Consider the following 25,730-nt stretch of genomic DNA (forward strand, 5'->3'; position numbering starts at 1 on the left):
TAATCAATGGTTGTGAACGAAGAATACAGACAGTTCCTGGAGTCTGTCCGTTTCGTGTATGGGTACGATTTTACCGAATACGCAGAAGCATCGGTAATAAGGCGGATCCGGAGTTTCATGGAAGCCAATAAGATCGACACCCTGAAGGAGCTGGGCAAAATGGTGATGAAAGATGAAACGGCCTTTGAACATTTTATACAGGAGATCACCGTGAATGTAACGGAGATGTTCCGTGATCCGCTCTTTTACAAAAGCCTTCGGAAAAATGTGATCAGCCGGTTAGCTACTTATCCTTTTATCAAAGTATGGATCGCCGGATGTTCCACCGGCGAGGAAGTGTATTCGATGGCCATCCTGTTTCGCGAAGAAGGTTTGCTGGAAAGAACGGTGATCTATGCCACCGACATCAATCAGGATGCCCTGCAAAAAGCCAAAGAAGGTATTTCTTCCATCAGCAACATGAAGAATTATACCGACAACTATTTGAAAGCCGGTGGAAAGAATTCCTTCAGCGATTATTACAAGGCAAAATACAATTCGGTATTATGGGATAAGTCCCTGCGGCAGAATATCGTTTTCTCGGTGCATAACCTGGCCATGGACAAATCGTTCAACGAATTTCAATTGATCCTGTGTCGCAATGTGCTCATATACTTTAACCAAACCTTACAAAGCAAAGTGATCAGCCTGTTCTATGAAAGTTTATGTCCCTTTGGTTTCCTGGGATTAGGTAATAAAGAATCGTTACTGTTTGCAGAAAAGCAGAAATGCTTTGAGGAGATAGACAGGAAAGAGAAAATATTTATGAAAATCAAATAACCCAGGCAGCCAGACATGCAGTTAAGAAATGCGTATGATGCGATTGTTATCGGCGCTTCAGCAGGTGGATTATATGTCATGATCCGCATCCTGCACGATCTGCCGGCCGGTTTTCCAATACCGATCATAGTAGTGCAGCACCGGTCGAAAGATGAGCGGGCCTTACTGGAGGAAGTACTGCAGCAGAAATGTACGATACGGATCAAACAGGCGGATGAAAAGGAATTGATACAGCCTGGTACCGTATATTTTGCACCGCCTGATTACCATTTGCTGGTTGAACGGGATGAAACTTTTTCCTTAAGCTTCGATGCACCGGTGAATTACAGCCGTCCATCCATCGATGTATTGTTTGAAACGGCGGCAGAAGTGTATAAAGAAGGCTTGCTGGGCATTTTGTTGACCGGCGCCAATAAGGATGGAGCACGTGGAATAAAAAAGATCAGGCTGGCAGGCGGCACAACCATTGCCCAGTCACCCGAAACCGCTGATTACCCGGAAATGCCAAGATCAGCCATAAGCACCGGGTATGTACAACATGTTTTAACACCGGAAAAAATAGAAGAATTTTTGCTTACAGTTGAAAAACGATAATAATGGCGAAAAAGGTGAAAGACCATATTTTGATTGTAGATGACAAGATCAACAATATTTATGCACTGGAACAGATCCTGGGCCAGCCCGGCCGTAATCTCATCAGCGCTACGAATGGCAATGATGCGCTGAAAATAGCGCTCAATCAGGAAATTGACCTCATCTTACTCGACGTGCAGATGCCCGGCATGGATGGCTTTGAAGTGGCTCAGATCCTTAAATCGAACAAACGCACCAGTGAAACGCCCATTATTTTCGTGACGGCCGAAAAGAAAGACCACAAATTTGTTATGAAAGGTTTTGAAGAGGGGGCCATCGATTACCTGTACAAACCCCTGAATCCCGATATTACCCAGGCCAAGGTATCGGTGCTTTTACAATTGCATCGCCAGCAACGCGAGCTTATAGAAAAGAACCAGGCGCTGGAAAATTATGCGCTGCTGATCAACAACTCAGCCGATCTTATTTGCATCATCAATGGGGCGTCGCTGCGGTTTGAAGAAGTGAATGAGGCGGTCTATCCGCTGTTGGGATATACACCGCAGGAAATGAAAGGTTCTTCGCTGCTGAATTATTTGTCAGATGAAGGCCAGGAAAGAATCAAAGAATTGGCCAAAGAATACCAGCCCTCCTTTTCATTCGAGGTACTGATGTTCACAAAGGATGGTGAACACCGTTTTTTCAGCTGGAATATTGTACATAAACATAATTTATGGTTTGCCAGCGGGCGGGACATTACCCGGCAGAAGAAGGCTGATTTCGAAATAAAACAATTGAATGTCACCCTCGAAAGGAATATTGCCCAGTTACAATTGACAAATAAAGAGCTGGAATCGTTTTCCTATTCCGTATCACACGACCTGCGGGCGCCGCTGCGCAGCATTAATGGATATGCCCAAATGATAGAGGAAGACCATGCCCATGAAATTAGCGAAGAGGCCCGGCGCATGTTGAAAGTGATCAGGAACAATGCCAAGAAAATGGGAACGCTCATCGATGACCTGCTGTCCTTTTCAAGAATGGGCCGTAAAGAGATAACCCGGGTCAACATCGATTTTAATAAACTGCTGGAGCCGATCATCACCGACCTGAAGCAAACGGCGCCGCCCGGCACGAAAATTACAATACATGCATTGCATAACACGCAGGGCGATCCTGCGCTTTTGTCGCAGGTGTTCATAAACCTCATATCCAATGCAATAAAGTATTCTTCTAAAAAAGAAACACCGGAAGTTGAAATTGGCTCAAATGAAAAGGAAGACGAAATTGAATTTTATGTAAAGGATAACGGAGCCGGATTTGATATGCAATATGCGCACAAGTTATTTGGGGTATTTCAGCGATTACATAGTAATGATGAATTTGAAGGAACGGGTGTGGGGCTGGCCATTGTGCAGCGGATCGTAGTAAAACACGGGGGAAAAGTATGGGCAGAAGGAAAGCTTGATGAGGGAGCAACTTTCTATTTCTCATTACCAAAAACCAATAACCCTCCTATATGACTGAAAGTATTAACGGTGGCAAAGTTGAAATAGTGCTTTGTGAAGATAATGCTGACGATGCTGAGCTAACGATCCGCGCCCTTTCAAAACAAGGTTTGGCCAATTGCCTTATTCATTTAAAAGATGGCGAGGAATTACTGCATTTCATTTATGCCACCGGCCCATTCAAAGGCAGAAATCCGGCAGTACAACCCAGATTGATCATTCTTGACCTGAAAATGCCCAAAGTAGACGGGCTGGAAGTGGTGCGAAAACTGAAGACAGACAAAAGAACCAGTATGATACCCCTGGTCTTGCTTACCTCATCAAAAGAAGAAAAAGACATAATGGAGAGTTATTCGCTTGGGGTAAACAGCTATATAGTTAAACCGATGGAATTTGAAGGCTATGTAAAGGCAGTTAGTACCATGGGCCTTTACTGGTTAATATTAAATCAACCCTATCAATCGTAAGTTATGTCAAGCGTGAAACCTACCAAATTGCTGATCCTCGAGCACGATGAGAATGACCTGGAATTACTGTTATATGAATTAAAAAAGGGGGCATTGGATTGTATTCCGAGAATTGTTGAGACCAAAGAACAGTTCGGCAAAGCGTTACATGAATTTTGTCCGGATATTATCTTGTCTGACTATTCATTACCCGGCTTCGACGGCGTGTCTGCTTTCAGGATGAAACAGGAAATGTGTCCTGATGTACCATTCATAATTGTATCAGGCACTATTGGCGAAGAAAATGCCGTTGAGCTTATCAAAAACGGGGTAACAGACTATGCCATAAAAGATAAGTTATTTACGGTAATACCCAAGATCAAAAGAGCGTTGAAAGAATCCAACGAACGGCTTGAAAAGGCCTTGGCCGAACAGAATCTGCGAAACAGCCAGCGCCAGTTAGCCGAAGCACAACGTATTTCCAAAATAGGCAGCTGGGAATTAGGGGAGAGGGGAGAGCTCATTGCCTGCTCAGATGAATTATACCGTATTCTGGATATGAACGGCGAAACGCCGTTGTCGTATGAAGATTTTCTAAGCCTGGTACATCCCGAAGATATGAGCATTGTACTGAAGGCACAGGAAAAAACGGTGGAAACAGGTTCCACGGAGCCGGTTCAGTTCCGCATCATCAGTAAGGCTGGCATTGAAAAATATATTGAAGGCAGAGGCTCCCAACGCCGCGATGCCAATGGTATCAGTTTTATCGGCACCTGCCAGGATGTTACCGAAAAAGTAAAAGCCGAGCAGCAACTGGCCATTTATTCAGAGCAGATAGCGCGGGAACGCGAAGAGCATCAGCGCAAACTCGTACGGGCATCTATCGAAAGCCAGGAACGGGAAAGGGCAGAGATCGGCCGTGAATTACACGATAATATCAACCAGATACTGGCGGTTACCAAAGCCTATATCGAGGCCTCGTTACAGGAAAAAGACATGCAGGAAGAGCTGGCGCAGCGCAGTATCAAGAACCTGCAGCTGGCCATCAATGAGATCAGGAAGATCTCAAAATCGCTCGTGCCGCCGGTAATGGATAAGAACGGCCTGATAGATTCGGTGCAGGACCTGATTGAAAATATCCGCCTGGTGAATCCTTTTGCCATCAACTTTATGTATGAAAAAGAGCAGTTGCGGAACATCAGCCCACAGCAGCAACTGGCGCTGTACCGTATCGTGCAGGAACAGTTCAATAATATCATAAAACATGCGCAGGCGCATAATGTATCCATAGAGTTGTTCGAAAAGAACAATTTTATTGACCTCTGGATAAAAGATGACGGCAGGGGCTTTGATCCCAAGGAAAGAAGAAAAGGGGTAGGGTTGAGCAATATCCTCAGCCGGATAGAACTATTCGATGGCAAGCTGGAAGTGATTTCCTCCAAAGGTCATGGCTGTACCATAAAAGTGCATGTGCCAAAGATGAGTAAGGAAGTTGCTTAACGATTGCTGGATTTCGGGATTTTCGATTTTGGGATTTAATAGAACTAAAACCATTTGCCTTACAAGCAAATGGTTTTTTATTGTATGGCAACGTTGAGGTCAGGCTGTTTTGCTGATGAATTCATCGATCAAAAACGCCAATAGCGAAAAATTTACCTGTTCAAAAGCATGGGGAGTACCTGGTAAAATACCGAACCGGGCATTGGGTAATTGCTTATAAACAGCCTGCGATTCTTCGAGGCTTACCATCTTGTCGCGATCGCCTAATAATACTAAAACAGGTGTCGTAATTGTCGCATAATCTTCTGGTTGTAAAGTGTTATTATTGCCGAGGCCGGTAAGCAGTTCTTTGGTTTTATCAAGCAGTGCCAGCCAGTCATTGGGCGCATGCCGTTGCTGTAACTGAGCAGCGAAGGCCGGTACTTTTTCCTGGATGGTTTTTCCATCCAGCATTTTTACCTCCCGGGCAGCTGTTTTTTCATCCCAGTGAAATTTGGTAGCGAGTGTGATCACCTTATTAACCTGCTCAGGGTGGTGTTTTGCCAGGTGCATGGCGGCATAACCGCCCATGCTATAGCCGAAAATATTTGCCTGCTGAATACCGGATTGCCGTAAATATTCAGCTATCTGTTCACTGAAGAGTGAGATGGAGAACGTTTTTTCAGGAAATGGCCGTCCGCCATGGCCACCGAAATTGAAAGTATGGATTTGGTATGAATTGTGCAAGGCAGTGGCCAGCGGTTCCATTTGGTCTTTGCTGCCCAACGCGCCGTGTAGTAAAAGAAGGTGTTGCATGGCAAGTTATTATAAGTTTTAAATATAAAAAATCAATAACAAGTGTAAACACATAGAACTAACATTTGATAAAGAAGTTGATGCAATTCAGAATTATTCATTAAAAATTATTAATCAGGATGTTTTATGTATCAAGTTCTTTTCATGTGGAGTGCTTAATTTGAAAATTCTTTTTGTCAAATTTATTAGTGCGTTGTTTAATATAATAAAGGGGCCTGTTATTTTGTATCGGGGGGAATCATTAGCTAAAGGATCTGATGTCAAATTGAAACAAGTTGTACCGAGTACCAAAGGATTTGTAGCAAGATTGCACTTCCTTCCTGAATACTTCCCTGAATGTAAAATTAAAAATAATCCGCGTTGCCGTATGTAATGCCGGGCCTTTTGCCCTTATGCTGGTCAACAAGGCTTTTCTGCTGCCCATTAGTTTACCTGGATTGCCTGGCGCAATCAAAACAATATTGTAACAGCGTTCATGCAATGCCGTTCAGGATGAAATTGTCAAATTATTTTCACACCATAAAAACCGAATCGATTATGAAAAAGATGATCGTCATCTTCGTACTGGCATGTACGTTTTCTGCAGCCACTGTTAAGGCCAATGTAAATGCATCAGTTGCAGCAACAAATGCATTTGTTCAACCATTCAATCAGTCCTATGCTCTGAGTAACGATTATCTTTGGTTCACCGACGCCGACCTCACCAACCCAACCGGAACTTATTGCGACGTCTGGTATGAAATGGAAAGATTACGTAATTCATTTCCGGGTTATTCATTTTCACATGTCCATTATGCAGGTCTTAAAGCTTTTGAATATGGTTATAGTGCGCCATATTATTATGCCACTATTTTCAGCAATTTGCCCTGATAAAAGCGCCTTAATTGTATCCTTCGTTTTGGGTTAACGCCCGGTTGCTTATTAATTCAGCAGCCGGTATAGGCCAAAGGGCAGCTGTAGTTTTCCAGGTTGCAGGGCGGCATAAGCGCATTACTTCATCAATGCGTTTTTCGCCCGGATGGGTTGCAGTACGGGCCGGCCACCTTTTCAGGTCGAACCAGCGATGGCCCCATTCGGCAAAAAATTCAAAACGCCGTTCCTGTTCTATGGCGATCAATGCCTGGCTTTGCGAAGTAAAATTGGTCAGATCTGGCAACCCCGCCCTGTTTCTTATGGTGTTCAGATCGCTGACAGCCTCCGGCAGTTGATCCAGCCTGGCAAAAGCTTCCGCACGAATACAATATTGTTCTGCCAGCCGCAGTACCATATTGTATTCTTCCCGCGGAGTACTGGTGTTCAATTTGTATTTATAGGGAGAGTTGTATTGTTTACCACCGCTTGTAATGGTTCTGATCCAGGCCCGGCGTTTATCCACCGGATCAATTTTTTTCATCAGGGAATCGCTAAGAATGATGGCAGGTCTTCCATTCGGCGATAATGGTACAAAATAACTTCCTTCTGCCGTGTTAAAGGCAGCGGATACTGGCATAAATTGCAAAATAGCTTCCCTGCTTTTGTACCGGAACGTTTTTGAGAGATCAGTCTCTAACTGGTAAATACCAGATTGAATAACCGCTGTTGCGGCAGTTGCTGCATTGCTCCATTGTTGAAGATATAAATATAACCTTGCCTGAAAGGCTTTCACCGCCAGCCTGTTCACCCGTATGCGGGTATCCGGAAAATCAGGGGTGGTTACATAGGTATCTGTCAACAGGTTTTCCGCCTGCAGCAGGTCATCGATCATTTGATCGTAAACAGCTGCCACGGGTGTTCTGGGCATTTTCGAGCTTTTTGTGTAATCGGTAGTTAACACCAATGGCACATCGCCGAACAGGTTTACCAGGTAAAAATAGTTGTAAGCGCGAAGGAAATAAGCTTCACCCAAAAGCTGGTCTCGTAATGTTGGCGTAATGGAATTTGGCGCTGTAAGGCCTTCTATCAGATCATTACACTGGTATATAAACGAGTACGTATTGTTCCAGGTATCAAATATGGTTCTGTTATCTGCCGGGATGGAATTCGTCAAAAATGGCTGATCCTGTTCTAATGGGCTCCAGCGATCCAATTCGTCGGCAGACAATCCCGGATAGCGGCTCATATATCCATTGAGCGGCCCGAATGCATCCATGATCTTGAAATACACGCCGATCAATGCCGCCTGCGCCAGTGAATCATTGGCATATACCTGCGGACTGACCACCTTGTTGGGTGGAGATCCAGCATCTAACAATTTATTACAACCCGTTAGCAGGAACAACCCTGCAACAAGTTGAAGTGAAACCGCCCACATGTATATTGACCGGATCAAAGGCATAATTGTCAAGTTATAATGTTATTTGCACCCCAACGGTGATTGTCTTTTGCAGAGGCAAACTAAAAGGGACTTGTAGCTCAGGATCGGCGCCTTCAAATGGTGTAACGGTAAACAGGTTTTCGCCACTGGCAAACACACTCGCGCCTTTTATATGTTGCTTTTTGCAAAATTTTTCGGTAAAGCTATAGGTTAGTTGGGCTATTTTTAATCGCAGGTACGATGCATCGGTCAATTGCGCATCAGAATTTAACCAGGCATCTATAGCGTTTTTTACGGGACCCGCATTAAGCGAACTTACCTTTTGCCAGGAAGCTTCATCTCCTGCCTGACGCCAGCGATTTTCAAGTTGACTAGGTTGATTGCTATAAAAATCTTTATTAATCAGCCCAGGAGATAAATGATAGGTATAAACGTAGGTTAAAAAATGCGGTGCTTTTTGTTTACGAAATTCAGAGTGTGTCGTCAATTCCACCTGTTTGAACCGGAATGAATTGTGAAGGCCCCCAAAATAAACCGGGTCCAGTTTTCCTGCCATCCGTTCGTTGGGGTCAGCAACCGTAAACAAGCCTGAGTTAGGGTCAACTCCTGTAAACCGCTGCGTGATCACAATATTCATGGGCTGGCCTATCATCAGATTTTTATTATAGGTTGAATTGTCGAGATCATCAAACCGTACCAGTTTGTTTTGCGGCACCGCCAGGGTTAATTTGCTGCATAATGAAAAATTACCCCATTCTTTTTTAAAGGCAGCATCTACTTCAAGCCCGGTATTTTGAATGATGGCAGGATAGTTTTGTGCTATTTCTCCAAATCCTGTCTGACCGGGCAATAAATAGGTGATCACCTGGTTCCTGCTTCGATTATGATAACCTGCGATCGTGGTGCTAAAGTTATCGTTTATCCGTAGTTCCAGGGCTGCTTCCAGTTTACGGGTAACTTCCCATTGATAATACGGATTAGCCAAACCGGTGGGATAAATACCAATGATGCCCTGGTAGTTCCGGGCGGCTTTATTCCAGGTATTCAGATACGCATAATCACCGATCTGGTCATTTCCGGTTGAACCATAACTGGCCCTGAGTTTCGCATAACTGTTTGAACCTTCTTCTTTCTTTCCTTCCCAGAAGATCCAGCCGGCGCCAACAGCGCCAAAAACGGCATAACGTTGTTCCGGTCCAAACCGCGATGATCCGTCACGGCGGGCTGTTACACTCAAAAAATACCGGTTCTTGTAATTCAACTTGAACCGCGCAAAGGTGGATAGAAATAAATACTTAGATTTTTCCGACGAATATTCCGATGCGGTTGCAGCGGTTGGTATACCCAACAAACCGTCATTGGTATAACCTGTGTAAGACCTGTCCCAGCGGTCGTTTAGTTGCGACGACCAGAAGGCGCCCAGTACGCCCTGTATCTGTATCTTTTGCCAAAGTGAATCGGTGTAGTGCAAACCCGGCTCAACCATCCAGGTGGTAAACAAATTACTGGCCTCATCGTAACGGCCGGTAGGGTCTAACTGCGGATCAGCCGCACTCATCGGGTACCTGGCCTTCTCATGAACATGGATCTGCTGATAACCTACCGAGGTTTCTAATCGTAGTTTGGAAAAAATTTTATACTGAACGTATGTATGCAATAAGGTATTACCGGTTCGTATATGATCGTTCAACCGGAAATAACTTAATGGGTTGCGAAACGAAACACCATTTTCCTGCCAGTTCAAATGGCCGGCGCTATCTGTTAAAGCCGGCGCATTGGGTGCCAATAAAGTGGCATTCATTACGTTTTCGGTCAGCCACTTGTTCTCTGTTGTGGAATAATAAGCAGATATCCCCGTCTTTAATTTCCGGTTCTTCGAGCGGTAATAAAAATCCGACAACAAAGACCATCTTTTACCAAAGATATTCGAAGGCAACACGGCTGACTGACTGCTGTACCCGCCATTCAACAAGAACTGGAAAAGCGAATCGCCCTGAGAAAATGAGAAATGTTGGTTCAGGTTGTTCGACGTGCCATTCAGCAGGAGTTTATTCATATCCAGGTAGCGCGTGCTGTCCCATAAAAAAAGATCAGGCGCATTGGCCGGGGTAGGGGTGATGTTATCGTTCTTGAATGCCTCCTTCCTCATGGCCAGGTATTGCTCTGTGTTCATTAATGGCATAGCAGGCAATGAACGGCCTGCGCCATAAGAAACAGAAACGGTTAACCGCGGCTCTTTTGATGTTCCTTTTTTTGTAGTTATAAGTATAACGCCATTAGCACCGCGTGCGCCATAAATGGCAGTTGCTTCGGCATCTTTCAGCACGGTAATGGTTTCAATATCCAAAGGATTAATAGTGAAGAAAGGATCGAAGCCGGCAGCAGAAATGCCGGGCGCCTGTGGTTCACCCACCATTGTGGTGAGCTGGTTTACCGGCCGCAGCGAAGGCGCCCAGGGCACCCCGTTCACGACAAATAAAGGCGTGTTGGATGGCCGGTAGTTCAATTCAGAAACAGGTCCAATGGAGGTAGGCCCCCTGAACTGAAACTTATGCGTTGCCCCGGCCAATCCGCTCGTCGGCGGCGCAAAAATGCCCGAGACATTCTGCTGAAGGATCTTCAGCACATCATTTTCAGGGATACCGCTCAACCTTAATTGCGCTACGCCCGCTGTATTGCTTTTTTCCTTCGTTGAATACCCTCTCACAACCGCTACTTCGAGGTTGGGATTCTGTAACTCCAAACGAATGACAAGCTGCCTGGCGTTCTTTTTCCAGGGAAAATAAACGGGTTTATAATTTACAAAGCTTATTTCCAGCGTATCATCGATGCTCCATAAAATACTGAATTCACCCTGGCTGCCGGAGGTTATGCCCAGCCGTTTGCCCCGCAATTGTATAGTTGCATCAGGCAGGGGGGCGCCTGTTTCATTGAGAACAAATCCCTGCACCGGAGATTCGAAATGTTCACGGATGTGCCTGATCTCTTCGGGCGTCTTTTTTTCAATGACCAAATGATCGGCAATGAAGCGGAATTTAAGAAAGGGCTGGTCTGCAAATATGCGATGCACCAAACTGTCATCCAATGGTAGCAAAGGTACGTATACCGGGGTAGCCAGTTTCAATAGTTCTTTGTCATACACTGCCTCTTTTATCACACTTTTTGCTTTCAATATTTTTACCACTTTTGCAAGGGAAAGCGCCGGTCCGCCAGGACTTTCATCCTGCCCCTTTGCAATGCTTACACAACATACCATAACCAAATAACCAAGGAGCTTCTTCATACGGTGTGTTATTTCCGGCATTCTGGTTCTGTTAATAATCCAGGGTTATCGCTATTACTATCAGGCAAATACGAAATGTAGTTCATAAAATTCCCCTGATCGTGTTGCATAACTGGTACCTGGTTTGGTAAGATATCAGTTATGAAGTTAAAAAAATGATGGTTTTTAGACCGTTCTTTTTTCTCAAATACCTGGTATTTAGGCCCTATTACACGTTTACACTTACCTGTAATTACCATTGTTCCAAAATTACGATCGCCCGCATCCCCGGTTTCAACTCCGGACGAGCAGGCGATAAGGTTAAAAAATCATTATGTTGGCTGCACAGGGCAGCTTTGGGTGGGGAATCTCTTGAAATGTGTGGTAAAAATAGGAATGCTGAGCAGTTTTAGAAAAAACTACTCAGCTATCGGCGATGCAATGTTCAAAGGAGGTTTAATGGGACCTAATGGTATTCTCTGCGAAGTACAGCCTGTACTATAAGTTCTTATACATCTATATTCGTTCCTATTTAAATGGTTACTTACTTTTTTTCTTTCGCCACTACGGTGTGATCCTGCAGTGTAAATTGAACGCTTATGTTTGTGTTCAACAATTCCAGCACAGTTTCGAGTGGCGTATTTCTTTCAATGGTACCCGTTAAGGTTGTGGTTTCAGGGGTACCTGACTCTATTCTAATTTTAACGTTATACCAGCGCTTTATTTGATCCAGGATAGATTGTACCGATTCGCCATCCAGGTTGATCTTGCCATTCTTCCAGGCAAGGGCCTGCGACATTTCGTCTTTGGTTTTGTTCCTTATCCTGATGCTGTCGCCGGAAGTGATCGCCTGTTGATTCGGTTTTATGCGTTTCAACTGATTGCCACGTTTAACCGATACCCCACCGTTTACTAGGGTAGTGGTCACCAGTTTATCAGTATCGTATGCTTTTACGTTAAACCTGGTGCCGGTCACTTGCACTTCGGTTCCATTGGCTAAAACCCGAAAAGGTTTTGTTTTATCTTCTGCCACCTCAAAAAAGCCTTCGCCATTTATTTCAACTGTGCGGTCATTGCCGGTAAAAGCAGTCGGATAGTTCAATGACGAACCGGCATTTAACCAGACTGTTGAGCCATCGGCTAACGTAACTTTATATTCGCCGCCGTATGGGGTAGTTAGTTGGTTGTTTAAAGCCCTGGTGCCTGTTTTCTGATTGCCTGAAGTACTATATACGATCTGGTTATTTTCCTTTTTGCTGATCTGCATTTGATCCTGTACAGCTATTACACCATCTGGCGTGTTGTCAAGATCGATTTGCCTGTTATCTGCCAGCGTTAGCACAGCTCTTTCTCTGCCTGGTTCAATGGTGTTGTTTACGACAGGTACGTTATTCGGAGCGGGTACATTCTTTTGGTCGTTATTGATAAAATGGTAAAGAGCGAAAACACCTGCAATACCTGTTATTATCGCCGCAGCAAGCATCCGGTTGCGTTTTCCAATCCTGGCTGTAGGCGCTTGCGCTATGGGAATTTCCCGAAAGGGCGCTTGCGTAATGGCATGTGTGGCTTCAATACTTTCCCATACTTCCTCTTTTTTATTTTCCAGCTTATCATAAAGGCCTGCAAATTCCAACATCCGGGGGTCTTCTGCATCTACCTTCATATAATCCGAAGCTTTGCCAGAGGTCCACTCCTCACAAATTTCCTGTTCATCTCGAGTCAACGGCGCATCATCGCTCTTCCCAAATGCAACTTGGGTTATATTGCCAGATATTGCGTTCATTTTTTTCGATTTGTAAGGTGTTTGGTAATAAGGTTTAATGTCATTGTGTGTTGCCCCCGAAAATCTGTGTGAAGTATTCTTCTTTATTATAGAACAACAAACACCTGCAAAACATTAAGAAACAGCCGAAGATTTTTTTATGTTATCCAAAACACAGCTTACAGAGTAATGCCAATAGTATAATTACGACAGGAATGCCATATTTACCACCGTTCTCTTCTATGAACTCACGTAACTGTTTTATTCCTTTTGATTTTTGGGTATATACCTGGTTGGGACTAATATTCAGCGCTTTAGCTATTTCATCGGGTTGCTTGTTCTCCATGGTTAACCTGATCACGGCAGCACATTGCTTTTCCAACCTGCCTAGTCCGGCCTTTACCAGCCTGTGCAAATGATCCATTTCATATTTCTTATTAATAACAGGTTCTTCTGCCAGAGGCATGTTCTCCTGGAGTTGTTTTTTGAAGGGATCTTCTTTTTGCGCAGCTCTTAAATAGTTGAGCGCGCCGTTCCGAACGGATATATATAAATAGGCTTTTAACTGCTCAACTGCATTGAACGTGAGCTTTTTGCCCAATAATTTGGTGATAGCTGAAATGGCAATATCCTCTGACTCATCTTCATTTTCGATCATGCGGTACACAAATACCGTTAGTTCAGCAAAAGTGGCTTTGAATAATTCCGCATGTGCAGAAGGCTCATTATTATTTAATCTAGCAAGAAGATCGTTCGTGATGTGCATTACTACTCATTTTAGGATTTCCCGGAAATAGGGATAACAAATGACAGCCGATAGAGTTGATCTTTCGGAACAGCATCAATTGTCACATGCAGAAGAATTACACGAACTTTTGGGGGAGAATAAGGTTTTGCGACGCAAGATTAAACAATAATTCTTTTTAATGCAAACGATTGTTCGTATAAATTTATTTTTAACATGTTTAAGATTACCGGCCGCTCAACGGTAATTCCTGTAATTTCGATGCGGAACGCCACGCCATTCAACATCACTGTTAAACAGCTATAAGCAAATCACTCAATGATCTGGTACGAAAACGACGTTAAAAGACTGGAAGCATTAAAAGGCACATTACCGTACACACCGGAAACAATCCTCTATGGCAGCTCATCCATCCGGCTTTGGGAAGATATGTATGAGGATCTGCAACCATTCCATCCCGTTAACCTGGGATTTGGCGGTTCAACGCTGGCCGCCTGTGTTTGGTTCTTCGATCGCATTATGGAACCGTATAACCCACGGCATATAGTTTGTTATGCCGGTGAAAACGACCTGGGCGATGGGCGAACGCCTGAGGAAGTGTATATTTTTTTCCGCCAGTTGCAGGCTTGTTTACAAAAGCGATTTGGCGGAGTGCCCGTAACCTACATCTCCATAAAACCGAGTATAGCGCGCTGGAACCTGGAGCAGCAGGTACGGTATACCAATCAGCTCATCGGCAAGGAAATTGAAATAAGCAATGGCCCTTTTTATTTCCTCAACATTTTCGACCGCATGCTCGATGCCGACGGCCGGCCAAACAAAGAGTTGTACGACGCGGATGGTTTGCATTTGACCAGGAAAGGGTATTTGATCTGGAAAGAAGTGTTGCAGCAACACCTCGCATCAGTCTTTAAAATTTCATAACAGCCAGGCAACAGCTTTTTGCCGAACTTGTTTGTCATTTGCATTAAATGAACCGAAAATATTATAAGTGGTATAGTCCTTCCTTAACCAGGTACATGGAACTGCTTGTTTTCGGTCATGCAGGTGCTTCAGTACTTTTTTTCCCAACCCGCACTGCCCGCTTTTACGATTATGAGAACTGGAGAATAGTGGGGGCAATACAGGATAAAATTGAACAGGGACTTTTGCAATTATTTTGTGTTGACAGTGTTGATGCGGAAAGCTTTTATGCACCTGTGCCACCGGCCCGTAAAATAGCACGTCACCTGCAATATGAACATTATATTTTGCAGGAAGTATTACCGCTCATCATGTTCAGAAGCAAATTCACTTCCCTGGTGGCCGCGGGCTGCAGCCTGGGTGGTTACCATGCAGTGAACATAGCGTTTAAATACCCGCAGTATTTTAATAAAGTAGTAGCCATGAGCGCCCGCTACGATCTCACCTTATCGGCGCAATCATTCCCCGACCTGTTCAATGGCTACGTTGACGAGACTATCTATTACAATATGCCCAGCATGTATATGCCCAATCTATCTGACCCGGTTTTGCTGGATAAGATCCGAAAACTGTCTATCAGTCTGGTGGTCGGCAAGGAAGATCCATTCTATGATAACAACAAACACCTAAGCGCCACGCTTACAAAGAAGAGAATCCCGCATGAATTGTATATCTGGGACGATGAAGCGCACCGGCCGCATCACTGGCGTAAAATGGTACGCCTGTACCTGTAGTTTTTCCGGTGCATGGTGTTAGTCAGCAGGCCAGGCTGCACAGTCGCTATCACAAAATGATCGATGGCTTTTTCCCGCGTTGAGTGATAAAGGAACTTGCCCGTAAGCTGGCTGATATGAAAATGGGGGAACTGTTGTATCACCTGTACCTGGTAACCCAGTTGTTCCAAGGAATCGGTTTTTTCTTTCGAGCTATATACCACGATCTCTTTTTGCAGCGTTTCCAGGTGCCGGTTATCGATCTTGTGAATGGGGCCTTTATAATAGAACTGAAAGGCGTATTCCGATGATACATCATTAAACATATATACAGCATCCTGGTGTTGCTCGTTCAGAATGGCAGCAGCGGCATTGCCCGACTGATAGCGGAACAGCACGGGATAGAACAGGATGTTCAAAAACAGGTTAACAACCATTATCACGGCAAAAGACCTCACCAGTATTTGTTGCAGGCCGTTGCCGCGGAACAGCCGGTCTAATACAAACGCCAAAAGCGCCAGTATAACTACCGTCGGAATTTTGAAAGGCAGATCAACCACGAAGGTCAATCCAATACAAGCCGAAAAAAGCAGGTAATAGAGGATATGCTGGCTATAAGTGATGGTTTTCAGCAGTCCCTTATGTGTAAGGCGCACCAGCCAGTTGGCTACGATAATGGCAAAAAAAGGATACAGGATATTCAGGTAATGCGGCAACTGGAAACGTGATAAGGAAAATACCAGGAGTCCCGCCAGCGCAATGCCACCGCAGATATAGTTACTGCTTGCAGTAATAACAGTGCGGAAATTTTTAACCGCTGAACCAACAAGAAGGAACAAAATAATTGACCAGGGCAGAAAGGCCCATAATAAAGTGTGCACATAAAACAACTTATCGCCTTTACCTTTGATGGGACCGGTATTAAAAAAACGGCCGAACTGGCTGTCCCAGAAAAAGAAGCGCACCCCCGAAACGTTATGTTGGCCGAAAATGATCTTTTCCGGATGCCGGTCAAACTGCTGGTATAAACAGATCAGTTCTGGCGTAATGAACAATAACACCAGTACAATACACACCCACCAGCGATAATTGAGGAATTGTTTCCATTGCTTTTTGATGATCCAATCAATGACGAAACCGGCCATCACGATACAGATTATGAATATGCCCTTCGTCATTACCGCAAATGCCAGTAATAAAGAGCCGGCGATATAATGTTTCCATTTATTGTTGCAATAGGCCAGGTAGTAATAATAGGCGGCGCCGATCATCAGGCCTGTCAAATAGGGCTCAGCCCGCACATCATTGTTTGAAAGGATCAGATGTTCTATAGAGATATAGACCAGTACGGCCCATAACGCGGTTTGTTTGTTGTATAATTTATTGGCAAAAGCATAGGTATAATACGCGCCAGCCAACCAGAAGATCAATCCGGGAAATTTATAGGCAAATGAATTGATGCCAAACAGTTTGAAACTTATTGCAGTAACCCAGAAAGGGAAATGAGGTTTATCGAGCCAGTCATTCCCTTCGATCATCATATTTACAAAGTCGCCGGAAAGCACCATGTTTTTGGCGATGGTGGCATACAAAGCGCCATCTGGTTCAAGTATGGGTAAAAACAAACCACTGGCATTGACAATTATACCAATGATGATCAACCACAGAAACCAGGATTCAACGGGATACGGATCGTTTTTAGCAGCCGCGGGTAATAATTTCATATTATACGGTAAAAGCTAGGGCAAACTTAAAGAAGGATTTTTTAAATACTTATTATAATCCCGTTTTATCCATGCTTCAAAGATCTTGAAGATGCACAAACCGGCAATGATGCCCAAAGCAGCACCAGCCACAATATCGAGCGGAAAATGTTTGCCTACGTATACCTGTGCCAGCCCGATCATAAATGCCCATACCCAAAGCCAGTACCACTTTTGACGATTCACAGAGAGGATGGCAAAGAACCAGAAGGTGGTCAGTCCAAAATGATTGGCGGCATGCGAGGAGGGAAATGAATATTTGCCACCGCAGCCAATTAGGCCGCGGATAACGCCAGCCATATCTTCATCATAACAGGGACGTAAGCGTTCAAAATGATATTTGAGAATAGCGGAGCTGGTATAATCTGTAACCGCAAAACAAAGGAGCGTTAAGCTAATGAATTTTAAACCGGTTGGCCTGTCCTGCCGGAATAGCGCCCAGTAGACCATAAAGATATACAATGGTATCCAGGTGTACTGATTGCGCAGGAGCAGCATAATGAGATCGAGCCAGTATGTGCTCATATCCCTGTGTATAAAGGTAAAAGCGATCTTGTCAATCTGATCGAGCCAGTCGAATAAATACATTCCCGGTAAATTTTGATTTTTAAAAATAGGGCCATCATGTGATGACAGTTTTACCGGTGTATTAATTGTGTGTGATCATGTACATGGTCGTGAAAGATCTACCACACTTTCAAATTGTAGCACATCTGCTATAACCTTATCTTCGTAACTAATAACATTCCGTATATGGCAATAAAGAAAATTACCTTACTAACGATTGCGTTTTTTTGCGTGGCATCTGTTTTCAGTCAGTCGATGGTCATTGGAACATATAACATCCGGTACGATAATCCCCGTGATACCGGTAACCTGTGGGTAAACCGCGCGCCCATCGTTGCTTCCCTGATCAGGTTTCATGATTTTGATGTGCTGGGTACCCAGGAAGGATTACGCAACCAGCTCGATGACTTAAAGAATGCCTTACCGGAATACACATATTATGGCGTTGGCCGTGATGATGGCCAGACCAAAGGTGAACATTCGGCTATTTTTTACAAAACAGAAAAATACAAGGTTTTGAAAAGCGGTGATTTCTGGTTGAGCAGCACGCCAGAGAAACCAGGGCCGGGCTGGGATGCCCGCCTGAACCGCATCTGCTCCTGGTTGCAATTGCAGGATAAAAAAACAAAAAAGAAATTTTATTTTTTCAATGTGCACTATGATCACCAGGGTGTGCAGGCGCGCCGTGAGAGCAGCCTGCTTATTTTAAAGAAGATAAAAGAAATTGCAGGGAATGCCCCGGCCATCTTTACCGGCGATCTGAATGGCGGTTATGACAGCGAATGGTATAAAAGCCTTAGTGGATCGGGCTGGTTAAAAGATACCCATAACCAGGTTGCACATCCGTACGCCAATAACGGTTCTTTTAACAGTTTTGGCAACGCCTTGAACCGCTCGGAAATAATTGACCACATTTTTGTTACCGCTCCGTTTACGGCAACAAAATGGGGGATCCTGTCAGACCATTATCATGGCAAATTCCCGTCGGATCATTATCCGGTGCTGGCAGTGATAAAAATGTAATGCTATTCACATGATCATGAGGGCATTCGCATTCCGATCGCAATCGGAGCGAATGCCTTCTTTTTTTAGGGTAAATGGTAACATTCATTTAATACCGGTTAGCCATCGTAATAGCTACCTTGCGGCGGTTTTGGCCGATTAAATTAACCCCATGAAGTGGATCCTGATTGGTAACGGAAATACAGGTAAAAAGGAATATCAGCTTATACAGGATGATCTTGTATTGGTTGTAATGAAGTATAACCCCGAGCATCATTCTCTGCGGATCAATTTTCAGGGCCAACACCAGGTGTACTTTATGGAAACGCTGGGTTATACCAATCGTATCGCTTTGAAAAATGTATACGGCATCGACGTTGGCAAATTTTCCCGTCAGCGTAATCATACCGGCCGGCTCGAGATAAACAGAGAGATCTTCGACTATCACATTGTAGATAATAACCAACCGAAGCTGATCATTCATCAGCACGATCAGCAGCAACCATTGGTAGTGTGCCAGCTGTCGTCCATTCCCGTTCGGGAATGGTCGTCTTATGAAGAGGCAGGCCTGGTATTGAGTTTATGCAGCTATGCTACTATACCGGTAGAGAAACAAAGGCAGCAGCCTCGATAATGATCACTGACTACCCTGACTGACTAATTCACACAGGATCATCTTTCATTGATTATTTTTCAAAACTTTCGCGATTTTAATGGCTGCTCATTAAGCTGTTAATCTGTTTAATAAATATTCTATAACAAAGGGATAGTTATATTGTAAAATGTATATAACTGTTGCATATACTGGATATGCAGCTGCGTTAATAATTATTTAAACACAGCAATATCAAATTTGATTATTTTTACGAAATCAAACCTTACGCCTGCTACATGTCAACTTCTACGATTGAACCTATCCCACTTGCTTGTCAGTTAACCTATTTAACCAGAAGAAAAAGGCTTTCCAGGATATTGGGGGGAATATGTGTGATACCAGGCGGCCGATAATCAATTACCGAATTTGTATATAAACCAATATTCAGGGGAAACAGCACGGTATGAACATTTTTTATTGCGGAAATGATAATTGTGTTATGGGCTTTAATTAATTGCAATTCTTAACGGACTGGTTCATGAAGAATCCGGGACATCACATTATAGCCGGTTTTCAACAGGGAAGCAAAGAAGCGTTTGCGGCCGTATATCATATGCATTATAGCCGGTTATATGGCTTTATAAAAAAGCTTATTGATGACCGGGAAGAAGCACAGGACATCACGGCCGAAACATTCGTTAAGCTGTGGAAGCTGCACGCCAATTTTGCTACACAGGAAAATATAAAAGCCTTTTTATACATCACCGCCCGCAATGCCTGTATGGATTATTTGCGGTACCGGCAACGCCAAACGGCCAACCAGCAGGAATTCGGTTATGTACTGGGACAACTGGAAGAACAAATGCCCACTGCCAATGATGAAATAAAAACAGAAGTGCTGAAACAGATCCACCTGGAAATTGAGCAGCTTCCCACACAATGTAAACGCATATTTAAAATGGCCTGGCTCGAAGGCAAGAAGAATGCCGCCATTGCCATGGAATTAGCCCTTACTGAACAAACCGTACGCAATCAAAAAGCCCGCGCCGTAAAGATATTAAGGGTAGCGCTCGCAAATTATAATATGGAATTGTTTGTGTTGTTTATTCTGTATATGCTGTAATACCTCCTTTCATCCTGCAATGCTAACGGGTAACAAGACTTTCATCATAATGAAATAATACGATCCATATAAAGGTGCCGAAATAAATGGGTGATTGGTCATCAGGCAGGTCACCCATTTTTTATTGTACTAAAGAAAGGTTCCCTGAAAAATATTTTATTGATGAATGTTAAGAAAACAGCATGCCCTTTTGATAATTATCAATCAATCTGCACATAAAAGGACTTCAAATTGAAAACCACTAATAAAGCATCCTACTGACAATCAATTCAATATTACCGAATTGTTATGTAATGCCATATTGTGGCGCACCCGTTGGTACAAATTCACAAACGCACGTTTCTAATGTACATACGCACTGATCGCCTTTTCCAACCTCATCCTTGCAGCGGCCATTACCTTTTCCTGCACAACGATTGCCATTACCATCATTCATCAACATTTAGAAACTGATACGCCTGATCTGTCATTGGGAAGGCAGGCCATTATTTAAACCATAAAAATGAATCTAGTTAAAAGAATTGCATCCCTTATCATTAAACAATGGCGGGGAGAATTGACAGTAGCAGAAACCATAGAGCTGGAGCAATGGGCCAGCCAGGCTGCTGCCAATCGGGAGCTGCTGCAACAATTGACTACAGATGAAACCCTTCGCCAGGAATTGATCACGTATTATGAAAGAGAAGAGGACCGGGAAGCAGTTTGGAAAAAGATTGAGAATGCTACCGATGAAACTACGCCCGTATTTGCCATGCCTGCACAACAAACCAGCAAGTTCAGATACATGGCCGCTGCCGTTACGGTCGCAGCTGTGCTTACAACAGTGGGATATTTCTGGTTGCAGGGCCGGTCAAAACCAGCGAAAACCAAACCGGTTGCGCAGACCACCATTAACGATGTATTGCCCGGTGGCAATAAAGCTGTTCTGAAACTCAGCGATGGCAAGTCCATTGTGCTCGATAATGCACAGAACGGATTATTAGCCCAACAGGGAAATGCCAACATTATAAAACTGAATGACGGGGAACTTATATATAAGGGTGAGGATGGAAGCGGCGGAAAGCCGACCTATAATACATTGGCCACACCGGCAGGCGGGCAATTTCAGCTAAAACTTCCCGACGGAACAAGGGTATGGTTGAACGCATCATCGTCGATCACATATCCAACCGCATTCAATGGTAATGAGCGCAGGGTAACGATTACCGGGGAGGGTTATTTTGAAGTGGCCAAAGATGTGCGGAAGCCATTTAAAGTGACAATTGCGTCGCAAAACGGCACGCAAAAACCGTCAGCAATAGAAGTGTTAGGCACACATTTCAACATCAATGCTTATGATGATGAAGCAGCTGTAAAAGCTACCCTGTTTGAAGGAAAAGTGCGATTCGTGAATAGTGGGGAAAATAACCAGTCAGTCATATTAAAGCCCGGACAACAAGCACAGGTGAATGAAACCGGACACTTACAGGTAAAAAGCAATACAGACCTGGAAGAAGTGGTGGCCTGGAAGAATGGAGAATTTTTGTTTCAGCGTGCAGATATAGCAACATTGATGCGGCAGGTAGCCCGCTGGTACAATATAGAAGTTATTTATCCGAATGGAAAACCAAAAGATAATTTCAGCGGAAAGATCGGCCGGAATGTGAATCTGAGTCAGTTGTTGGAGATCCTGAAGTATTCCGAGGTTAGGTTTGAGCTGAAAGGCCGTACGTTAATCGTGCAAAATTGACCTGTAGCCATAAAAAATGCCGCCTCATGTGCGAGATGGGGCGGCTTGTTTGGTTGGGTCATTTCTAAATAAAACTGTTGAGAACATTTCTATTTATCAAACCTAAAACGCAAATGTATGAAATTACGGACCTGGTGCATCCGTAGCGGTCAGATTTTGACCAAAACTGTATTGGTATGTACAGGATTGCTGTTTTTTTTAACGCTTATTGATCCGGTTACAGCGCAAGCAGAAGATGACCGGGGTGGTATCACGATCAGGCAGCAGAACGTGCCCATTCAGAAAGTCTTCCAGACCATTGAGAAGCAAAGTGGATACCGCTTTTTTTACAACGAAACCCTGCTCCAGGGCGCAGTAAATGTAACCGTCAACCTCCAGAATGTAAGCTTACAGGTGGCCCTGGAGGCCTGTTTCCGCAACCAGCCGCTGAGTTATGCGATAGTCGACAAGACCATTATTGTAAAAAGGAGGCCTGTGCAGCAGTCCACCGCACCAGTAACGGCTGCAGTCACCTTATCCAGGCCTACCAAGATCATCGCCGTCCGCGGCAAAGTCACCAGCAACAATCTGCCTGTAGCCGGCGCCAGCATCATTGTCAAAGGCACCGACAATGGCGCCAGCACCGACAAAGACGGAATATTCACCCTGCCGGAAGTAGAAGAGAATGCTACGCTGGTAATAAGCAGCGTGAGCCATGCATCGAGAGAAGTACGGTTGAATGGGCAAACGTTTATAGCTGTTGATCTCTCAAAGAGAACAGATGACCTGGATGAGGCAGTGGTGGTGGCGTATAATACGACGACCAGGAGAATGAATACAGCTGCGGTAACTGTAATAAAAGGCGAGGAAATTCAGTCTTTGCCTAATAGAAGTATAGATAGGTCTCTCCAGGGAATGGTGCCAGGTTTACTTGTTACCAGTGGAAGTGGTCAGCCTGGCGGAGGAGTTAGCAATTTTGTCTTAAGAGGAATAGCAACAGCTTCAGATCCAAGAAATGGATCAGTGGCAAGAAACCCGTTAATTGTTATCGACGGCATACCTGTAACCCAGGATAACATTCAGCTTGAGGTTTCTTCCCAGGCAACGCTTATTGCAAATCCCCTGGCGCAGTTAAATCCCTCAGATGTAGAAACAGTGTCAGTTTTAAAAGATGCGGCTGCAGTAGCCCTATATGGTTCACGTGCAAGTAATGGAGTTATATTAATTACTACAAAAAAAGGTAAACAGGGTAAAACGGCGTTTAATATTCGTCATCAGACAGATATTTCTTCCAGAATAAAAAACAGAATGGAAGTATTGAATCTCGATGAATACCTGGAGTTACTCTACGAAACATATAAAAATACTCCTAGAAATCCATTACCGTGGACGGACAACTTAATAAAAACTGATTTGATAAACAAGTTTCCGGTAATTGTAAATGGTCCGGGCGATACTGTGTTTTATCCGGAAACGAATTGGCTGGATGAGTTGTTTAACGAAAATGCGGCAACTGTATCTAATGAGCTTTCGATAACAGGCGGAAGTGAAAAATATAATTACTATTTAAATGTAGAATATACCAAACAAGACGGGATTGTCAAAAGAACTGGCTATGACCGAAAATCGTTAAGATTCAATTTTGAGAACCGCCCTTCAAGTTGGTTAAAGTTCGGTCTCAATTCCACTTTCTCTTATAATGTTCAGGAGTATCCAGGTGCTTCCCGAAATGGAGGAGGAATTGATCTTCCATCCTATATTTCTCCATTGAATCCGGTACGTTCAACAGACGGTAACTACATTTTAAATTATTCGTGGGGAACAACCAGTTCTGGACTTCAATCAAATCCGGTAGCCTCAGCTGAATATAATATCAGCCGAAATGCTTCATTCAGGGGACTGAGCAAAATCTATGGAGAACTAAGCTTTCTAAAGTATTTTAAATTGTATTCAAGCCTCGGCGTTGACTTTATGCTCACTGAATCTAAAGAAAAAGACGATCCACGTTTGATTGATCGTTCAGGTGTTGTGGGGGTTGGTAGAATAGAAGAGATGAATATCAGGCGAGCCAATGTTATTAACTCAAATATTTTACGCTTTGATAAAACATTCAGTAATGATCATTCACTTGGGCTTGTGTTAGGTCAGGAAGCTCAGCTACTAAGTCAAAAAAACCTTGCAGTAGCAGTAAATGGCTTAAAGCTCCCTTATTATGATGAAATAAACAGCCCGGGTGTAACAGTATATCAAAAGAGTGGCGGACGAAACAAGGAAACATTGCTGTCTCAGTTTGGACAGGCGAACTACACATTTCGGAATCGATACCTGTTCACGGCCAGCGTCAGGCGGGATGGTTCATCGAGATTTGGAGATGATAACAGATTTGGTACTTATTGGTCAACTGGCATCGGTTGGGTAGCTTCATCTGAGCCGTTTATGAAGAACGTTTCTTCTGTTGTAAACTATCTGAAATTAAGAGGAAGTTTAGGCGCTGCTGGTAATGCATCTGCAATCAATGCATTCACCCGTTACGATCAGTTGGAATATATTTCATATTTAGGTGGAATTGCCGTTTATCCGGTATCTATTCCTGGTAATCCTGATGTGAAATGGGAAAGGACATTTACCTGGGATGCCGGTATAGAAGCCAGGTTATTACATGAAAGAATAGCAATAGGGGCGGATATTTATAGCCGGATTACAAAAGATGTACTGTATCAAATTAATCTGCCACAAAACAGCGGTTATGTAAATGTGCTTGCAAACATTGGTGAAATTGAAAACAAAGGGATTGAATTGTCTCTTTCAGCCGATATAATCCGAAACAGGAATGTTAGATGGAATCTGAATCTCAATTGGAGCACTAATCAAAACAGGCTGGTAAAAGCAAATGTACCATTAGCTTCCTTATTTGACAATACTTTAGGAAACGAGGAAGGCAGAAATTTCAATAGTTTTTATTTACGTCGTTGGGAAGGAGTAAATCCTGATGACGGAAGTCCAATGTGGCTTGATTCTACGGGAAAACCAGGTTCTAACTACAATGCAGCAAAAAGAGAATTTGTAGGTAAACCTCAGCCTGATGGATTCGGTGCCATAACAAATGTAGTATCTTATAAAAACTTTGAAATTTCCGCTCAATTCTATTATCAGTACGGGTTTAAAATATATGATGTTTCCCTCGCAACTTCTTTTTTAAATGACGGAGCAACGCCATATACCAATCAATCAAAGAAGGCTCTTGATCGATGGCAGAAGCCAGGCGATATTGCTGCTAATCCCAAAAGGACTTTAAACAATTCCTCATCTCTTACGCAACCATCAACCCGATTTTTGTTTGATGGTGATTTCATTAGATTGAAAAATGTGATGTTAAGCTATAGTTTTTCCAATAAAATAGTGCAATCGATTCGTTTAAATGCGCTTAAGTTATTCGTGCAGGGAAATAATCTCGCGTTATGGACCAAATTTCCAGGGCAGGATCCTGGTGACGTAAACGTTTTGGGCAACATGCAATACCCATATCCAAGCCAGCAATCATTCTCACTTGGTTTAAATGCAGGGTTCTAAAGAAAAATCTCCGGTATAGTTTA

The 25,730-nt window shown here is 43.6% G+C and carries 20 protein-coding genes; 13 read left to right on the plus strand and 7 right to left on the minus strand.

Annotation, left to right across the window (positions count from 1 at the left end; translation table 11 throughout):
* Window positions 1-6: 6 nt before the first annotated feature.
* The 5 genes from JUB15_RS18580 to JUB15_RS18600 are packed head-to-tail and all read left to right on the plus strand — an operon-like array spanning window position 7 to window position 4,846.
* On the plus strand, window positions 7-819 hold the full coding sequence (locus tag JUB15_RS18580; protein ID WP_207513998.1) for a CheR family methyltransferase: 813 nt from the start codon (window positions 7-9) through the stop codon (window positions 817-819).
* A gap of 15 nt (window positions 820-834) precedes the next feature.
* A complete protein-coding gene (locus JUB15_RS18585; RefSeq protein WP_207513999.1) occupies window positions 835-1,413 on the plus strand; it encodes a chemotaxis protein CheB in 579 nt (192 codons plus the stop codon).
* A gap of 2 nt (window positions 1,414-1,415) precedes the next feature.
* Window positions 1,416-2,915 carry a hybrid sensor histidine kinase/response regulator gene (locus tag JUB15_RS18590; RefSeq protein WP_207514000.1) on the plus strand — a complete coding sequence of 500 codons (1,500 nt, stop codon included), beginning with the start codon at window positions 1,416-1,418 and terminating at the stop codon, window positions 2,913-2,915.
* Window positions 2,912-3,367: a response regulator gene (locus tag JUB15_RS18595; RefSeq protein WP_207514001.1), complete on the plus strand. Its 456-nt coding sequence runs from the start codon at window positions 2,912-2,914 to the stop codon at window positions 3,365-3,367. The genes JUB15_RS18590 and JUB15_RS18595 overlap by 4 nt, the downstream gene beginning before the upstream one ends.
* A gap of 3 nt (window positions 3,368-3,370) precedes the next feature.
* On the plus strand, window positions 3,371-4,846 hold the full coding sequence (locus JUB15_RS18600; protein ID WP_207514002.1) for a hybrid sensor histidine kinase/response regulator: 1,476 nt from the start codon (window positions 3,371-3,373) through the stop codon (window positions 4,844-4,846).
* 99 nt (window positions 4,847-4,945) lie between these two features.
* On the opposite strand, the gene JUB15_RS18605 is transcribed toward JUB15_RS18600, so the two are convergent.
* Window positions 4,946-5,641 (minus strand): alpha/beta fold hydrolase, encoded by a 696-nt coding sequence (locus JUB15_RS18605; protein WP_207514003.1) that lies wholly within the window; start codon window positions 5,639-5,641, stop codon window positions 4,946-4,948.
* A gap of 537 nt (window positions 5,642-6,178) precedes the next feature.
* On the opposite strand from JUB15_RS18605, the gene JUB15_RS18610 reads away from it, so the two are divergent.
* Window positions 6,179-6,511: a hypothetical protein gene (locus JUB15_RS18610; protein WP_207514004.1), complete on the plus strand. Its 333-nt coding sequence runs from the start codon at window positions 6,179-6,181 to the stop codon at window positions 6,509-6,511.
* Window positions 6,512-6,521: 10 nt separating this feature from the next.
* Here JUB15_RS18610 and JUB15_RS18615 read toward each other — a convergent pair whose 3' ends face one another.
* From JUB15_RS18615 to JUB15_RS18630, 4 genes are all read right to left on the minus strand, one after another.
* Window positions 6,522-7,955, minus strand: coding sequence for a RagB/SusD family nutrient uptake outer membrane protein (locus tag JUB15_RS18615; protein ID WP_207514005.1), 1,434 nt, complete (start codon window positions 7,953-7,955; stop codon window positions 6,522-6,524).
* A 10-nt stretch (window positions 7,956-7,965) separates the two neighbouring features.
* On the minus strand, window positions 7,966-11,217 hold the full coding sequence (locus JUB15_RS18620) for a SusC/RagA family TonB-linked outer membrane protein (RefSeq protein WP_207514006.1): 3,252 nt from the start codon (window positions 11,215-11,217) through the stop codon (window positions 7,966-7,968).
* Between the two features lie 523 nt (window positions 11,218-11,740).
* Window positions 11,741-12,979 carry a FecR family protein gene (locus JUB15_RS18625; RefSeq protein ID WP_207514007.1) on the minus strand — a complete coding sequence of 413 codons (1,239 nt, stop codon included), beginning with the start codon at window positions 12,977-12,979 and terminating at the stop codon, window positions 11,741-11,743.
* 142 nt (window positions 12,980-13,121) lie between these two features.
* On the minus strand, window positions 13,122-13,724 hold the full coding sequence (locus tag JUB15_RS18630; RefSeq protein WP_207514008.1) for an RNA polymerase sigma factor: 603 nt from the start codon (window positions 13,722-13,724) through the stop codon (window positions 13,122-13,124).
* A 297-nt stretch (window positions 13,725-14,021) separates the two neighbouring features.
* Here JUB15_RS18630 and JUB15_RS18635 point away from each other — a divergent pair, with 297 nt between their 5' ends.
* Both JUB15_RS18635 and JUB15_RS18640 read left to right on the plus strand, forming a co-directional pair.
* Window positions 14,022-14,627 carry a GDSL-type esterase/lipase family protein gene (locus JUB15_RS18635; protein ID WP_207514009.1) on the plus strand — a complete coding sequence of 202 codons (606 nt, stop codon included), beginning with the start codon at window positions 14,022-14,024 and terminating at the stop codon, window positions 14,625-14,627.
* Between the two features lie 95 nt (window positions 14,628-14,722).
* Window positions 14,723-15,400: an esterase family protein gene (locus tag JUB15_RS18640; protein ID WP_242696416.1), complete on the plus strand. Its 678-nt coding sequence runs from the start codon at window positions 14,723-14,725 to the stop codon at window positions 15,398-15,400.
* Here the strand turns inward: JUB15_RS18640 and JUB15_RS18645 are convergent.
* A complete protein-coding gene (locus JUB15_RS18645) occupies window positions 15,367-17,103 on the minus strand; it encodes an ArnT family glycosyltransferase (RefSeq protein ID WP_207514011.1) in 1,737 nt (578 codons plus the stop codon). The two genes, JUB15_RS18640 and JUB15_RS18645, sit on opposite strands and share 34 nt — an antisense overlap.
* A gap of 15 nt (window positions 17,104-17,118) precedes the next feature.
* Complete coding sequence (locus tag JUB15_RS18650; protein WP_207514012.1) at window positions 17,119-17,730, minus strand: phosphatase PAP2 family protein; 612 nt, start codon at window positions 17,728-17,730, stop codon at window positions 17,119-17,121.
* 165 nt (window positions 17,731-17,895) lie between these two features.
* On the opposite strand from JUB15_RS18650, the gene JUB15_RS18655 reads away from it, so the two are divergent.
* The 5 genes from JUB15_RS18655 to JUB15_RS18675 all read left to right on the plus strand — a co-directional run bounded on the left by JUB15_RS18655 (window position 17,896) and on the right by JUB15_RS18675 (window position 25,707).
* On the plus strand, window positions 17,896-18,732 hold the full coding sequence (locus JUB15_RS18655) for an endonuclease/exonuclease/phosphatase family protein (protein WP_207514013.1): 837 nt from the start codon (window positions 17,896-17,898) through the stop codon (window positions 18,730-18,732).
* 151 nt (window positions 18,733-18,883) lie between these two features.
* On the plus strand, window positions 18,884-19,345 hold the full coding sequence (locus tag JUB15_RS18660) for a hypothetical protein (RefSeq protein WP_207514014.1): 462 nt from the start codon (window positions 18,884-18,886) through the stop codon (window positions 19,343-19,345).
* Between the two features lie 499 nt (window positions 19,346-19,844).
* Window positions 19,845-20,429, plus strand: coding sequence for an RNA polymerase sigma-70 factor (locus tag JUB15_RS18665; protein ID WP_207514015.1), 585 nt, complete (start codon window positions 19,845-19,847; stop codon window positions 20,427-20,429).
* 502 nt (window positions 20,430-20,931) lie between these two features.
* A complete protein-coding gene (locus JUB15_RS18670; RefSeq protein ID WP_207514016.1) occupies window positions 20,932-22,158 on the plus strand; it encodes a FecR family protein in 1,227 nt (408 codons plus the stop codon).
* Window positions 22,159-22,275: 117 nt separating this feature from the next.
* Complete coding sequence (locus JUB15_RS18675; protein ID WP_207514017.1) at window positions 22,276-25,707, plus strand: TonB-dependent receptor; 3,432 nt, start codon at window positions 22,276-22,278, stop codon at window positions 25,705-25,707.
* The last annotated feature ends 23 nt before the right edge of the window (window positions 25,708-25,730 follow it).

Source organism: Longitalea luteola, from assembly GCF_017356035.1.
GTDB classification, from domain to species: domain Bacteria; phylum Bacteroidota; class Bacteroidia; order Chitinophagales; family Chitinophagaceae; genus Niastella; species Niastella luteola.